The organism is Lelliottia sp. RWM.1 (assembly GCF_016859735.1).
Lineage (GTDB): Bacteria > Pseudomonadota > Gammaproteobacteria > Enterobacterales > Enterobacteriaceae > Enterobacter.
Genome location: NZ_WLVC01000021.1, coordinates 1 through 14,930, shown reverse-complemented (window position 1 = coordinate 14,930; position 14,930 = coordinate 1). Strand labels below are relative to the sequence as shown.

The 14,930-nt window shown below is 52.4% G+C and carries 13 protein-coding genes and 1 pseudogene; 8 read left to right on the top strand and 6 right to left on the bottom strand.

The features are described from left to right. Nucleotides 1–18 precede the first annotated feature (18 nt). Together pyk and GF617_RS15415 are read right to left on the bottom strand one after the other, a co-directional pair. Entirely contained in the window at nucleotides 19–1,461 is a 1,443-nt protein-coding gene (pyk, locus tag GF617_RS15420; protein ID WP_181619823.1) for a pyruvate kinase, read from the bottom strand. A 123-nt stretch (nucleotides 1,462–1,584) separates the two neighbouring features. Beyond that, complete coding sequence (locus GF617_RS15415; RefSeq protein WP_203452039.1) at nucleotides 1,585–2,454, bottom strand: MurR/RpiR family transcriptional regulator; 870 nt, start codon at nucleotides 2,452–2,454, stop codon at nucleotides 1,585–1,587. A gap of 356 nt (nucleotides 2,455–2,810) precedes the next feature. Here GF617_RS15415 and zwf point away from each other — a divergent pair, with 356 nt between their 5' ends. The 3 genes from zwf (at nucleotide 2,811) to kdgA (ending at nucleotide 7,012) form a co-directional block, all read left to right on the top strand. Further along, entirely contained in the window at nucleotides 2,811–4,286 is a 1,476-nt protein-coding gene (gene zwf / locus GF617_RS15410; protein ID WP_181619822.1) for a glucose-6-phosphate dehydrogenase, read from the top strand. Nucleotides 4,287–4,520: 234 nt separating this feature from the next. Continuing rightward, entirely contained in the window at nucleotides 4,521–6,332 is a 1,812-nt protein-coding gene (gene edd, locus GF617_RS15405) for a phosphogluconate dehydratase (protein WP_203452024.1), read from the top strand. Nucleotides 6,333–6,370: 38 nt separating this feature from the next. Continuing rightward, nucleotides 6,371–7,012, top strand: a complete 642-nt coding sequence (gene kdgA / locus GF617_RS15400) for a bifunctional 4-hydroxy-2-oxoglutarate aldolase/2-dehydro-3-deoxy-phosphogluconate aldolase (RefSeq protein WP_203452023.1) — start codon at nucleotides 6,371–6,373, stop codon at nucleotides 7,010–7,012. 52 nt (nucleotides 7,013–7,064) lie between these two features. On the opposite strand, the gene purT is transcribed toward kdgA, so the two are convergent. After that, nucleotides 7,065–8,243, bottom strand: coding sequence for a formate-dependent phosphoribosylglycinamide formyltransferase (gene purT, locus GF617_RS15395; protein ID WP_181619819.1), 1,179 nt, complete (start codon nucleotides 8,241–8,243; stop codon nucleotides 7,065–7,067). 181 nt (nucleotides 8,244–8,424) lie between these two features. Between purT and GF617_RS15390 the strand changes: the two genes are divergently transcribed. Both GF617_RS15390 and ptrB read left to right on the top strand, forming a co-directional pair. Continuing rightward, nucleotides 8,425–9,075, top strand: coding sequence for a tellurite resistance TerB family protein (locus tag GF617_RS15390; protein WP_181619818.1), 651 nt, complete (start codon nucleotides 8,425–8,427; stop codon nucleotides 9,073–9,075). 85 nt (nucleotides 9,076–9,160) lie between these two features. Beyond that, nucleotides 9,161–11,220: pseudogene (gene ptrB, locus GF617_RS15385) on the top strand (oligopeptidase B). Here ptrB and exoX read toward each other — a convergent pair. The 3 genes from exoX to GF617_RS15370 form a co-directional block, all read right to left on the bottom strand. Next, nucleotides 11,217–11,879, bottom strand: a complete 663-nt coding sequence (gene exoX / locus GF617_RS15380) for an exodeoxyribonuclease X (RefSeq protein ID WP_181619816.1) — start codon at nucleotides 11,877–11,879, stop codon at nucleotides 11,217–11,219. The pseudogene ptrB and the gene exoX overlap by 4 nt on opposite strands. Nucleotides 11,880–11,903: 24 nt before the next feature. Continuing rightward, a complete protein-coding gene (locus GF617_RS15375) occupies nucleotides 11,904–12,554 on the bottom strand; it encodes a carbon-nitrogen hydrolase family protein (protein WP_203452022.1) in 651 nt (216 codons plus the stop codon). A gap of 111 nt (nucleotides 12,555–12,665) precedes the next feature. After that, on the bottom strand, nucleotides 12,666–12,896 hold the full coding sequence (locus tag GF617_RS15370; RefSeq protein ID WP_181619814.1) for a DNA polymerase III subunit theta: 231 nt from the start codon (nucleotides 12,894–12,896) through the stop codon (nucleotides 12,666–12,668). A 137-nt stretch (nucleotides 12,897–13,033) separates the two neighbouring features. On the opposite strand from GF617_RS15370, the gene yobA reads away from it, so the two are divergent. The 3 genes from yobA to GF617_RS15355 are packed head-to-tail and all read left to right on the top strand — an operon-like array spanning nucleotide 13,034 to nucleotide 14,634. Then, nucleotides 13,034–13,408 (top strand): CopC domain-containing protein YobA, encoded by a 375-nt coding sequence (gene yobA, locus GF617_RS15365; protein WP_203452021.1) that lies wholly within the window; start codon nucleotides 13,034–13,036, stop codon nucleotides 13,406–13,408. A gap of 1 nt (nucleotide 13,409) precedes the next feature. Continuing rightward, nucleotides 13,410–14,279 carry a copper homeostasis membrane protein CopD gene (gene copD, locus GF617_RS15360; RefSeq protein WP_203452020.1) on the top strand — a complete coding sequence of 290 codons (870 nt, stop codon included), beginning with the start codon at nucleotides 13,410–13,412 and terminating at the stop codon, nucleotides 14,277–14,279. Nucleotides 14,280–14,295: 16 nt separating this feature from the next. Beyond that, complete coding sequence (locus GF617_RS15355) at nucleotides 14,296–14,634, top strand: YebY family protein (RefSeq protein ID WP_181619811.1); 339 nt, start codon at nucleotides 14,296–14,298, stop codon at nucleotides 14,632–14,634. The last annotated feature ends 296 nt before the right edge of the window (nucleotides 14,635–14,930 follow it).

Genomic DNA, 14,930 nt, shown 5'->3' with positions numbered 1-14,930 from the left:
TCGTACATCCCGCCTTTATTATTCGACGGTCATTACGCGCGTGGTGTTGGTTGAGCCGATAGTGCTCATCACATCACCCTGAGTCACAATGACGATATCGCCAGAGACCAAATACCCTTTATCACGCAGCAGGTTTACGGCATCGGTAGCCGCGATAACGCCATCGTTGGTGCTATCGAAGTAAACCGGTGTCACACCGCGATACAGTGCCGTCAGGTTCAGCGTTCGCTCATGGCGAGACATGGCGAAAATAGGCAATCCGGAGCTGATACGGGATGTCATCAGTGCGGTACGGCCAGATTCGGTCATGGTGATGATTGCTGTGACGCCTTTCAGATGGTTCGCTGCATACATTGCAGACATGGAGATGGCTTCTTCCACGTTATCGAACTGTACGTCCAGACGGTGTTTAGAAACGTTGATACTTGGGATTTTTTCAGCACCCAGGCACACACGCGCCATAGCCGCTACGGTCTCGGCCGGATACTGGCCCGCTGCCGTTTCAGCAGATAACATGACGGCATCCGTACCATCCAGCACGGCGTTTGCCACATCCATAACTTCTGCACGGGTTGGCATCGGGTTGGTGATCATGGACTCCATCATCTGGGTTGCCGTGATGACTGAACGGTTCAACTGGCGTGCACGGCGGATGAGCGCCTTCTGGATGCCGACCAGTTCCGGGTCACCAATTTCTACACCCAGGTCGCCACGGGCAACCATCACAACATCAGAGGCCAGAATCACATCGTCCATGGCATCCTGATTGCAGACCGCTTCAGCACGTTCGACTTTAGCAACAATTTTCGCATCACAACCTGCATCGCGAGCCAGACGGCGTGCATAGTTCAGATCTTCGCCACAACGTGGGAAGGAGACCGCCAGGTAGTCCACGCCAATTTGCGCCGCAGTAATGATGTCAGCTTTGTCTTTATCGGTCAGCGCTTCGGCTGACAGGCCACCACCAAGTTTGTTGATGCCTTTGTTGTTAGACAGTGGTCCGCCGACAGTGACTTCGGTGAACACTTTCATCCCCTGAACTTCCAGAACTTTCAACTGAACGCGACCGTCGTCAAGCAGCAGAATGTCGCCAGGAACGACGTCAGCAGGCAAGCCTTTATAGTCGATACCGACTTTCTCTTTATCACCTTCGCCTTTACTCAGGTTGGCATCCAGCAGGAATTTGTCGCCGATATTGAGGAAGACTTTACCTTCTTTGAAGGTTGATACGCGAATTTTCGGCCCTTGCAGGTCGCCGAGAATAGCGATATGGCGGCCCAGTTTTGCCGCAATTTCGCGCACTTTATCTGCACGTAATTTATGATCTTCCGGTGTACCGTGAGAGAAGTTCATACGCACCACGTTTGCGCCGGCGGCAATAATCTTTTCAAGATTATTATCGCGATCGGTTGCCGGGCCTAAGGTGGTTACGATCTTGGTTCTGCGAAGCCTTCTGGACATGTAATACTCCGTTGACTGAAACAACTTTGGTGTTGCGTGAACATTAAATCGGCGTTCTGCTCGCTGCAAGGCAACAAGGAACGGACCGAATGCCGTGAATCGTTACATCTTAGTTATTAACTATTAGGGAACATCGCTTTTCATAAGCAGTTCTTTATCAAAACGCGATTCCTTGAGCGCTTCCTTGACACGCTTCAAGTTATCTCTGAATTTTGTGCCACGACGCAAGGTAAAACCGGTTGCCAGCACATCAATCACCGTAAGCTGAGCCAAACGAGACACCATCGGCATATACATGTCAGTGTCTTCGGGCACATCCAGTGTGATAGCAAGTGTTGCTTCTCTTGCCAGCGGCGTACCTGCTGTTGTGAGTGCGATGACGATAGCATCGTTCTCCCGCGCCAACTGGGCCAGTTCAACCTGGCTTTTTGTGCGTCCGGTATGCGAGATGAGAACCACGACATCATCTTCACTACAATTCATACAGCTCATGCGTTGCAGCACGATGTCATCGGAATAGATCACCGGCACGTTGAAACGAAAGAATTTGTTCATCGCATCATGGGCGACAGCGGCGGATGAACCCAGCCCAAAGAACGCGATTTTCTTTGCCTGTGTCAGTAAATCAACAGCACGGTTTACGGATGCCATATCCAGCGACTGGCGGACATGGTCAAGCGTTGCCATAGCGGATTCAAAGATTTTGGCGGTGTAGACATCAACACTGTCGTCTTCATCAACATTGCGATTAACATACGGCGTACCGTTTGCCAGACTTTGTGCGAGATGCAGTTTAAAATCAGGGAAGCCACGCGTTTCGAGGCTTCTGCAGAATCGATTTACCGTCGGTTCGCTGACGCCTGATTCCTGTGCCAGGGTGGCGATGCTTGAATGAATCGCCTGAGCAGGAGAAGCAAGAATAACTTCAGCCACTTTTCGCTCGGATTTGCTAAGGTGTTCCAGTTGAAACTGGATTTTTTCCAGCATGTTCATCGTTAACCAGGCGCTCATGGGTGAAAACGATTTCATTGATGGATGAAATCATGATTCGATTCAGTCGATATTACCCCTGTGACTTCCCTAAAGGGTAATGTACGACAAGAAATGTTGTTGTTTTTTTTCATTACTTGATCACTGTCGGGTTTTACAGTGAGTCGATAGTACAAATATTCAACGCTTTTCGCGTCGTTACTGGATGTTATGTACCAGGCAACGCAAAAATCGCGGTATCGCACGCGAGGCTAAGCGCTAATGGTTTCGGGAATGACGTAAAAGCAGTACAGTGCATTGTAATAAAATTACAACGATACCTGGCAGAAGTACCAGGTTATCCAACTGAGGAGAATGACATGGCGGTAACGCAAACAGCCCAGGCATGTGACCTGGTCATTTTCGGCGCGAAAGGCGATCTTGCACGCCGAAAATTGCTGCCTTCCCTGTATCAACTGGAGAAAGCGGGCCAACTTCATCCGGATACCCGTATCCTGGGTGTAGGGCGCGCCGACTGGGACAAGGACGCATATACCAAAGTCGTGCGCGAAGCGCTCGAAACGTTCATGAAAGAGAAAATTGATGAAAGTTTATGGGATACGCTGAGCGGACGTCTTGATTTCTGTAACCTGGACGTTAACGACGTCAGCGCGTTTAGCCGTTTGGGTGAGATGCTGGACCAGAAAAACCGTGTCACCATTAACTATTTCGCGATGCCGCCAAGCACGTTTGGCGCCATCTGCAAAGGCCTGGGCGAAGCGAAACTGAACGCTAAACCTGCGCGCGTGGTCATGGAAAAACCGCTGGGCACGTCTCTTGCGACCTCCCGCGAAATCAACGACCAGGTAGGCGAATATTTCGAAGAGTGCCAGGTTTACCGCATTGACCATTATCTGGGTAAAGAGACGGTGCTTAACCTGCTGGCCCTGCGTTTTGCGAACTCGCTGTTTGTGAACAACTGGGATAACCGGACTATCGATCACGTGGAAATTACCGTGGCCGAAGAAGTGGGTATCGAAGGTCGCTGGGGTTACTTTGACCAGGCAGGTCAGATGCGCGACATGATCCAGAACCACCTGCTGCAAATTCTGTGCATGATTGCGATGTCTCCGCCGTCGGATCTGACGGCTGACAGCATTCGTGATGCCAAAGTTAAAGTGCTGAAATCTCTGCGTCGCATCGATCGCTCGAATGTGCGTGAGAAAACCGTTCGCGGTCAGTACACCGCAGGGTTTGCTCAGGGTAAAAAAGTCCCGGGCTATCTGGAAGAAGAGGGGGCAAATAAGTCCAGCAACACTGAGACATTTGTAGCGATCCGCGTCGATATCGATGACTGGCGTTGGGCGGGGGTTCCGTTCTATCTGCGTACCGGGAAACGTCTGCCAGCTAAATGTTCTGAAGTGGTCGTGTACTTCAAAAACCCAGAGCTGAACTTGTTCAAAGAGTCCTGGCAGGAGCTGCCGCAGAACAAGCTGACCATCCGTCTCCAGCCAGACGAAGGTGTGGATATTCAGATCCTGAACAAAGTGCCAGGCCTGGATCACAAACACAATCTGCAAACCACCAAGCTGGATCTGAGCTACTCCGAAACCTTCAACGAAACACATCTGGCCGATGCTTACGAGCGTTTACTGCTGGAAACCATGCGCGGCATTCAGGCACTGTTTGTACGCCGTGATGAAGTGGAAGAGGCGTGGAAATGGGTCGATTCAATCACCGAGGCCTGGGCTGCCGATCAAGATGCGCCTAAGCCATACCAGGCAGGGACCTGGGGACCGGTCGCATCGGTAGCGATGATCACCCGTGATGGCCGCTCCTGGAACGAGTTTGAGTAACCTATCTCTCTAATCCAGAGGTGTTATTTTACCGGTAACATGATCTAACACAGTTAGTGGCATAATTTTTAAACTTTTAAGCTCCGTGTGGATTCACCCACGGAGCTTTTTTTATTACACTGCCGGAAGCGATTTTGCCCATGAGCTCCGGACACCAAGCGTTTCAGCGTTGTTAACGACCGCAAGACACTTTGTAAACTCCCGAGCCTGGCCAGATAAATTAGAGGAGCTTTTATGAATCCGACATTGTTACGCGTAACACAGCGCATCATCGAGCGCTCGAAAGAGACCCGTTCTGCCTACCTCGCTCGTATCGAACAGGCGAAGACCGACACCGTACATCGCTCGCAACTGGCTTGCGGTAACCTGGCACACGGGTTTGCTGCTTGCCAGGCTGATGATAAAGACTCACTCAAAAGCATGTTGCGTAACAATATTGCGATCATTACCTCTTACAACGACATGCTCTCTGCGCACCAGCCGTATGAGGGTTATCCGGATATCATCCGTAAAGCGTTGCATCAGGCGAATGCGGTCGGTCAGGTTGCGGGTGGCGTGCCAGCCATGTGCGATGGCGTGACGCAAGGGCAGGACGGCATGGAGCTGTCCTTGCTCAGCCGGGAAGTGATTGCGATGTCTGCGGCGGTAGGGTTATCGCATAACATGTTTGATGGTGCGCTTTATCTGGGCGTGTGTGACAAAATTGTCCCCGGTCTTGCCATGGCGGCATTGTCATTTGGTCACCTGCCTGCCATTTTTGTGCCGTCAGGCCCAATGGCGAGTGGTTTGCCAAACAAAGAGAAAGTGCGTATTCGCCAGCTCTATGCCGAAGGCAAGGCGGACCGTCAGGCACTGCTGGAAGCTGAAGCCGCGTCCTATCATGCGCCGGGAACCTGTACCTTCTACGGCACAGCCAACACCAACCAGATGGTGGTGGAGTTTATGGGCATGCAGCTTCCGGGATCCTCCTTCATTCAGCCGGATGCGCCCCTTCGCCAGGCGCTGACCGAAGCGGCAGCCCGTCAGGTGACGCGCCTGACCGGCAACGGTAATGAGTGGATGCCGCTGGGCAAAATGGTCGATGAAAAAGTCGTGGTCAACGGCATTGTGGCTCTGCTGGCAACGGGCGGCTCAACCAACCACACCATGCACCTGGTGGCGATGGCGCGCGCGGCAGGCATTCTGATCGACTGGGATGACTTCTCTGATATCTCATCCGTGGTTCCTCTGATGGCTCGCCTGTACCCGAATGGTCCGGCTGACATCAACCACTTCCAGGCGGCAGGCGGCGTACCGGTAATGGTTCGCGAACTGCTGAAAGGCGGTCTGCTGCATGAAGACGTTAACACCGTGGCGGGCTTTGGTCTGAAACGCTACACCCTGGAACCCTGGCTGAACGATGGCAAGCTGGACTGGCGTGAAGGGGCGACAGATTCTCTGGACCCACAGGTTATCGCCACGTTCGAAAAACCATTCTCTCACCACGGCGGAACGAAAGTGCTCAGTGGCAACCTGGGCCGCGCGGTCATGAAAACCTCTGCTGTCCCGGTTGATAACCAGGTTGTAGAGGCTCCGGCTGTTGTTTTTGAAAGCCAGCACGATGTACTGCCTGCGTTTGAAGCGGGCTTGCTGGATAAAGATTGCGTGGTGGTGGTTCGTCATCAGGGACCAAAAGCGAACGGAATGCCAGAATTACATAAACTTATGCCGCCACTTGGTGTATTATTGGACCGCTGTTTCAAAATTGCGTTGGTTACCGATGGACGACTCTCCGGCGCATCAGGTAAAGTGCCTTCAGCTATTCATGTTACTCCTGAAGCCTACGATGGTGGTTTACTGGCGAAAGTTCGCGATGGCGATATCATCCGCGTTAATGGCCAGACAGGTGAATTGACCCTGCTGGTGGACGAGGCTGAGCTTGCGGTCCGTAAGCCGCATATTCCTGACCTGAGAGCGTCGCGTGTTGGCACGGGGCGTGAGCTGTTTGGCGCACTGCGTGAGAAACTCTCCGGTGCAGAACAGGGTGCGACCTGTATTACGTTTTAAGACGACAAGATTTATCGATCTGGCGAGAGAAAACTCTGATGAAAAACTGGAAAACAAGTGCAGAAGCAATCCTGAAAACTGGCCCGGTAGTGCCGGTGATCGTGGTGAATAAACTGGAACATGCTGTACCGATGGCGAAAGCCCTGGTTGCGGGTGGCGTTCGTGTTCTGGAAGTGACCCTGCGCACCGCATGCGCAATGGACGCGATCCGCGCAATTGCGAAAGACGTTCCTGAAGCGATCGTGGGGGCGGGTACGGTGCTGAATCTGCAGCAACTGGCTGACGTAACCGAAGCTGGCGCGCAGTTTGCGATCAGCCCTGGCCTGACTGAACCGCTGCTGAAAGCAGCAACTGAAGGTACGATCCCGTTGATCCCTGGTATCAGCACCGTGTCTGAACTGATGCTGGGTCTGGATTTCGGTCTGAAAGAGTTCAAATTCTTCCCGGCAGAAGCCAATGGCGGTACAAAAGCGCTGCAGGCTATTGCGGGTCCATTCTCACAGGTGCGTTTCTGCCCAACTGGCGGTATCTCTCCGGCTAACTACCGTGATTATCTGGCGCTGAAAAGCGTACTGTGCATCGGTGGCTCCTGGCTGGTTCCGGCCGATGCGCTGGAAGCGGGTGACTGGGATCGGATTACCAAACTGGCTCGCGAAGCGGTTGAAGGCGCGAAACAGTAAAGTTTGTTAGCTGAACAAGCAAAACGAAAAACGGGCCATATGGCCCGTTTTTTTATCCCGCAACGTCCACCGATGCCGCCGCTGTTTTCGCACGCGTGATGGCATCACTGACGCTCTCTCCGGTGGCTAACACCACCCCGAGACGACGTGTGCCGTCAATTTCGGGTTTACCGAACAAACGTACCTGCAAACCTGCGCCGACTGCGCTTTCAACGTTATCAAACGTGACGTTTTGGCTGGTTAACTGTGGCAGGATAACGGCAGATGCCGCCGGACCGTACTGGCGGATGCCACCAACGGGCAGGCCGAGGAATGCCCGAACGTGGAGAGCAAACTCAGAGAGATCCTGAGAAATCAGCGTAACCATGCCTGTATCATGAGGGCGAGGGGAGACCTCACTGAAGATCACGTCGTCGCCGCAAACAAACAACTCGACACCGAAAAGACCATAGCCACCCAGAGCCAGCACAACATTGCGCGCAATCTCCTGCGCACGTTCCAGCGCGAGTTCGCTCATCTGCTGTGGCTGCCAGGATTCGCGGTAATCCCCCTCTTCCTGTCGGTGGCCCACGGGGTCGCAGAAATATACACCGTCCACAGCGCTCACCGTCAGCAGGGTGATTTCGAAATCAAACTTAACAACGCCCTCAACAATGACGCGGCCCGCACCTGCGCGCCCGCCCTGTTGGGCATAATCCCAGGCCGCATCAAGTGTTTCTGCGTCACGGATAAAGCTCTGACCTTTGCCGGAAGAACTCATCACGGGCTTAATGATGCACGGGTAACCGATTTCCGCGACCGCCTGAAAAAATTCATCTTTACCATCGGCAAAACGGTAGGCGGAGGTAGGCAGCAACAGCTCTTCCGCTGCCAGACGACGGATACCTTCGCGGTTCATGGTGAGTTTGGCCGCTTTTGCACAAGGCACAACACGCTGTCCTTCCTGCTCAAGTGCAATCAACGTATCGGTGGCAATCGCCTCAATTTCCGGTACAACAAAATCGGGTTTTTCCAGCTCAATAAGCGCTCGCAAGGCATCGCCATCGAGCATGTTAATGACGTGGGCGCGGTGGGCAACGTGCATTGCAGGTGCGTCGGCATAGCGGTCAACGGCAATCACTTCAACACCTAAACGCTGGCACTCGATGGCGACTTCTTTTCCCAGTTCGCCCGATCCCAACAGCATTACACGTGTTGCCGCTGGTCGCAGCGCGGTTCCTAAACGAGTCATAACAATCCCCCTGAAAAAGTTGCGCGCAGTATAAACGAAAACGTTTGCGTATGTCTCGTCGCGATGAACCAACCATACTGGTCTGCAGCCGATAAATTTGCGCTTCTTTTGTCATGGCAGACATTTCCTGACACCGCGGTGCTTAGTCTTTAGACATTGCGCACAGTAGAGTGAGGAAAACATGTCGAACTGGTTGAATCAATTGCAATCGCTGTTAGGGCAGAAAATGGGGCCATCGGGTGAGCAGGGGTTAGGTAAGTTTCTTGTTCCTGGGGCGCTCGGTGGGCTGGCGGGCTTGCTGGTGGCCAATAAATCCTCCAGAAAATTACTGGCGAAGTATGGTACGGGAGCGTTACTGGCTGGCGGCGGTGCGATCGCGGGTACGGTTCTCTGGAATAAATACAAGGACAGAGTCCGTACCGCACATCAGGATGAGCCTCATTATGGGCAGCACACCTCTCCACTGGATCTGCGAACCGAACGGTTGATACAGGCACTGGTGTTCGCGGCGAAGAGTGACGGGCATATCGATGACAAGGAGCGAACGGCAATTGAACAGCAGCTCCGTGAAGCCGGTGTTGAAGAGCAGGGCAGAGCCTTGGTGGCTCTGGCTATAGAACAACCTCTTGAGCCGGCACGCCTGGCGCAAAGTGTGAAAAATGAAGAAGAGGCGCTGGAACTCTATTTTCTCAGTTGTGCCGCCATCGATATCGATCACTTTATGGAGCGCAGCTATCTGAATGCGCTGGGTGACGCACTCAAAATACCTCAGGATGTTCGTGAGGGGATAGAAAAGGATATTCAGCAACAAAAACAGGCATTACAGAGCTGACTTTCGGCCTGAGTGGGTATGTTTCGCTTGCATCATGCGCAGGTTTTGCCACCCTTATAGGGTGTAAAACTCAAAAGAAAATGACATGCCACCAAAAGCCCGACGTATTCCTTACGCGATGACCACGCATGGTGATACGCGTATCGACAATTATTACTGGCTGAGGGACGATGAGCGCTCCCAGCCAGATGTGCTTGATTATCTGCACCAGGAAAATGCATATGGCCGAAAGGTCATGTCCAGCCAGCAGGCGCTTCAGGATGCATTACTGGGAGAAATGGTTGAGCGCATTCCTCAGCGGGACATTTCCGCCCCTGGACTAAAAATGGTTATCGCTATCGCCATCTCTATGAGCCTGGAAATGAATATCCTGTCTATCAGCGGCAATCGGTTTTAAGTGCCGAATGGGATAGCTGGGACACGCTGCTTGATGCCAACCAACGGGCTGCTCACAGCGAGTTTTATACCCTGGGCGGGCTGTCGGTCTCGCCTGACAATACCATCATGGCGCTGGCGGAGGATTACCTGTCTCACCGTCAGTATGGTCTGCGTTTTCGTCACCTGGAAACCGGCAACTGGTATCCTGAAATGCTGGAGAATGTCTCGCCGGATTTCGTATGGGCAAATGATTCCGGGACGGTCTACTACGTTAAAAAGCATATTTCGACACTGCTGCCTTACCAGGTCTGGCGTCACACCGTCGGGACACCTGTAGCTAATGATGAGCTGGTGTATGAGGAGAAAGACGAGACGTTTTATGTCAGCCTGCATAAAACCACGTCTCGCCACTATGTGATCATCTCTTTGGCCAGTGCGACCACCTCAGAAGTGTTGCTACTTGATGCCGAACTTCCTGACGCCCAACCGTTTTGTTTCTTGCCACGTCGTAAAGATCATGAGTACAGCCTGGATCATTTTCAGCACAGTTTTTACCTGCGTTCTAACCGCGAAGGCAAAAATTTTGGTCTGTATAAAACCAAAGTACGTGATGAACGAAAATGGGAAGTGTTAATCCCTGCCCGCGATGAGGTGATGCTGGAGAGTTTTACGCTTTTTACCGACTGGCTGGTGGTGGAAGAGCGGCAGCGTGGCTTGACGAGCCTGCGGCAAATTAACCGTAGAACCCGCGAAGTCGTCGGGATTGCATTTGATGACCCGGCGTACGTGACGTGGATAAGCTATAACCCTGAGCCGGAGACGTCGCGATTGCGCTACGGCTATTCGTCAATGACGACACCGGACACCCTGTTCGAACTGGATATGGATACCGGACAGCGCCGGGTGCTTAAACAGGCTGAAGTGGCCGGTTTTGAGTCTGAAAACTATCGGAGTGAACATTTGTGGGTGACGGCTCGCGACGACGCTGAAGTACCGGTATCTCTGGTGTACCGCAAAGAACATTTCCGCAAAGGTAAAAATCCACTGCTGGTATATGGCTACGGCTCTTACGGTTCCAGTATGGATGCCGATTTTAGCAGCAGCAGGCTCAGCCTTCTCGATCGGGGATTTGTTTTTGCTATCGCCCATATTCGCGGCGGCGGTGAATTAGGTCACTACTGGTACGAAAACGGTAAGTTTCTGAAAAAGAAAAATACCTTTAACGATTATCTCGATGTCTGCGATGCCCTGATTGCGCAGGGATACGGAGATACAGACCTGTGCTTCGGGATGGGGGGAAGTGCTGGCGGTATGCTGATGGGGGCGGTGATTAATCAACGTCCCGAACGTTTCAAAGGCATTGTGGCACAGGTTCCGTTTGTCGATGTGTTGACCACGATGCTGGATGAAACCATCCCTCTGACCACTGGTGAATTCGAAGAGTGGGGTAACCCGCAGGACGAAACTTATTATCGCTACATGAAAGCGTATAGCCCTTACGATAACGTGGAGCCAAAAGCTTATCCGCATTTGCTGGTGACGACCGGGCTGCATGATTCACAGGTTCAGTACTGGGAGCCGGCTAAGTGGGTCGCGAAACTGCGGGAAATGAAAACGGACGATAATTTGTTGCTGCTGTGTACGGACATGGATTCTGGTCATGGCGGTAAATCAGGGCGCTTTAAATCCTATGAAGGGGTCGCTCTGGAGTATGCCTTCTTGATAGGCCTGGCACAGGATACGCTGCCAGGCCGCGCCGAGCGTTAGACCTCACCAAGGTAGTGTTTTAGCGTCAGGCGAAGTTCCGGGCTCATTCTGTCGAGGTTGTTGTACAGCCAGCGCAGATAGCCCGGATCTTTATCGGCAATGTCCGAAACGGCTTCGCCGCGATATTTACCGAAGGTAAACGTCGTCAGTAAAGCAGGGCGTCCGGTGATCGTCGCCATATCATCGGGTGTCCAGCCGGAGATGTTCATGATATCGATCAGCAATGCCGCGGTGATGTAACAATCATAGAGGGCACGGTGATGATGAAGACCCTCAGGGGTTCTCACACTGAGCTTACGGGATTTGTACAGTGCCATATTGCTGTACTTGATGCCCGGCCATAACCGACGCGCCAGTTTCATGGTGCAGATCCACTCACCGGGCATTTCAGGCAATACCCGGCGGTCAAAGCTGGCATTATGTGCAACATACCATGTGCTGCCGTAATAGTGCGGAATGACCTCTTCAATCCAGGGTTTGTCTGCCACCATGGATTCCGTAATACGGTGGATCGCCATCGCCTGCGGGCTAATCGGACGATCGGGGCGCACCAGGTGGCTCATCGGGTTGACTATTTTTCCGTCAACAACGTCGACAGAGGCCACCTCCACGATTCCGCCCTGGAGATCGCAAGTTTCTGTGTCGATAACACGCAGCATGGATCACTCCTGACCATAAAACGCCTAGCCTAATGGAATGATATCGCCTTGCCAACCCTGTCTGTTCAGAGAACCGGTTAACAGCAGTTCACCTCTGTCGGCACGCACAATAAGTTGGCCTTTATCATCCCATAACGCGCTACCGCCACGCGCATTGGCCATTAACACTGCAATAGCATATTTATGCGCGAAACGTTGCAACGTACTGATGGACTGACGCCATCGGTTGTCACCTACGGCCTGGCTGCTGGTGAACAGTGTAGCCAGCGGATCAAGGTTGGGGGAGTCAGATTGGCTATCCACAATGGTTAAATGCTGCTCGTCAGGTGTCAGATACGCCCCCTTTCCTTGAGGGTATCGCAGGATTTCATCGTGAAAAGGGGTAAACAGGGCGAGTCCTTTCTCTCTGTGTCCTTGAGTTTCCAGTGTTAACCCGGCAATCACGGTAATATCGTGAAACTGCGCAGCATGAACCAGAGGGAAGATTTGTTGATCGCCGGGCGGGGTGGGTAGGGTTGACTCGCCGGGCCCCGTCAACGACAGTTCAGGGAATACCAGTAAGTTGCACTGTTGCCGGGCAGCTTCAGCGATAAAACGAAGATGGTGTTCCACGTGCTCATCAACACGGTGGTGTTGTCTGGCGTACTGGGCAGCAGCAATATTCCATTGTGACATCGTGACTTCCTTTTACACAGAGTCGCAGGGATTTGAGAATACACCTTAAAAAAATCAGGTTTTTCCTATCCTGCCATAAACCGCGTAAGGAAATGTAACAAGTCGTTAAGGTTATTTAACTTTAGGTTCGTACGGCAGGCGCGAAAGCGTGACGGAGGTGAGTCGGTGTGCAATTAAACGTTCGCGAAACCAGTCACGCAGATGCGCGGGTTGTTCCCGCTCCACAACTTCCGCGACGATGGGCATGTTGTAACGCTCTTTAAATGCCACGCCAGCGGCAGCGAGATCGACATTCACTTTGTCCATCTCGTCCTGAGGAAGGGTGGCCAGATTGATTTTCATTACCTTCTCCTTTTTATGCGGCGGCAACGTTACCGTGATTATCCGGCGTTGACAAGCAGACGCAGGATGTTCCTCGACTCGTTTATTATACAGGGTTATCCTCTGTCATGTAGACATAACAAAAAGGAATGATTGCTATGGTTTTCTCCTCTTCCCGTTTGATTTGTGCACTGTCCTTTATGGTTTCTGTCGCGATGATACCCCAGGCTCTGGCCCATGCTCACCTTAAACAACAGGAGCCTGCAGCCAATGCCCAGCTTGCGTCCCCGCCACAAAAACTCACGCTGAGTTTTTCCGAAGGTATTGAGCCGGGGTTTAGCGGCGTCTCCATAACCAATGAACAGCAGCAGGAGATCAAAACCGGGGCGATTTTACGTGATGAGAAAGACAAAACTCTGCTCGTGGTTCCTCTTGAGCAGGCGCTGAAAGCGGGGACGTATCAGGTTGACTGGCATGTAGTGTCTGTTGATGGGCACAAAACGAAGGGCAGCTATCACTTTAGCGTGAAATAAGATGCTTGCCCTTAGCTACGTGGCGTTGCGCTTTTTACATTTTGGCGCGCTGATGCTGATTTTTGGCAACGCGCTGTACAGCACCTGGTTCGCGCCGTCTTCACTGCATCGCCTTATGACGCGACGCTTTCAGCGACAGCAAAAAGTGGCTGCGGTTGTCACGCTGGTGAGCGCAATCATGATGTTTGCCCTTCAGGGGGGACAGATGGGGGATGGCTGGGGGGATGTGGTACGTCCGGATATCTGGCGTAGTGTCCTCGGGACGCAATTTGGCAGTATCTGGCTGTGGCAGATGATCCTGGCTCTGGTCATGACTGGCGTGGCATGGCTTGCTCCGCAGAAAGGTGCGAGAGTGCTATTGCTCGCGATGGGGCAGTTTATCCTGCTGGCTGGTGTTGGGCACGCGGCGATGAATACCGGTATGATGGGTGGGTTGCAGCGTGCTAACCATGCCATGCATCTGCTTTGTGCGGCGTCCTGGCTTGGTGGGTTACTGCCTTTGCTGTTTTGTATGCATCATGTGAAAGGGCGCTGGCAGACAGCGGCTATTTACACCATGATGCGTTTCTCACGTGCAGGCCACTATGCTGTGGCGGGTGTAATCTTGACTGGCGTGATCAATGCGCTTTTCATTCTCGGCTGGAATGCACCGTGGCAAACAGAATATGGGCAATTGCTGTTGTTCAAATGTGCGCTGGTCGTAATGATGGTGGCAATTGCGCTGGCGAATCGGTATTTTTTGGTTCCACGCTTTCGTCCGGATGCCGGACGAGAACAGCAGATTTTTATCAGGATGACGCAAGCAGAGGTGGTGCTTGGGGTAATAGTGCTGGCAGCCGTCAGTGTTTTCGCAACCTGGGAACCCTTCTGATAAGGTTAAATAACATATGAAAAAGACACTACTTACACTTTTATTGCTGGCCTGTACAGGCAGCGCCCTGGCTGCGCCGCAGGTGATTACGGTTAGCCGTTTCGAAGTGGGTAAAGATAAATGGGCGTTCAATCGCGAAGAGGTGATGTTAACCTGCCGCCCTGGCCATGCGTTGTATGCGATAAATCCCAGCACGCTGGTGCAATATCCGATTAATGACATCGCCGAGCAACAAGTCGCCAGCGGCAAAAGCAGCGGAAAGCCTGTCAGCATTATCCAGATTGATGACCCTGCAAACCCAGGGCAGAAGATGAGCCTGGCTCCGTTTATCGAGCGTGCCGAAAAACTCTGCTAGTACCAGGTTTCCAATAAAAAAACCGCAGACAGCTTACATAAAGCCCTGCGGTTTTTTCGTTTTGATGATGATCGTACGCTTTTTTTTAGGCCACGTTTGTCGCGGACTGGAAAACCTGGCGTCGTCATCTATTCTTAAGAGGCAAGGCGATTTTAGCCTGCATTAATGCCAACTTTTAGCGCACGGCTCTCTCCCAAGAGCCATTTCCCTGGACCGAATACAGGAATCGTATTCGGTCTCTTTTTATGTGCTTGTTTTCGTTGGGTTTTTTCGGTGCCATCACGAAATCCCACGAA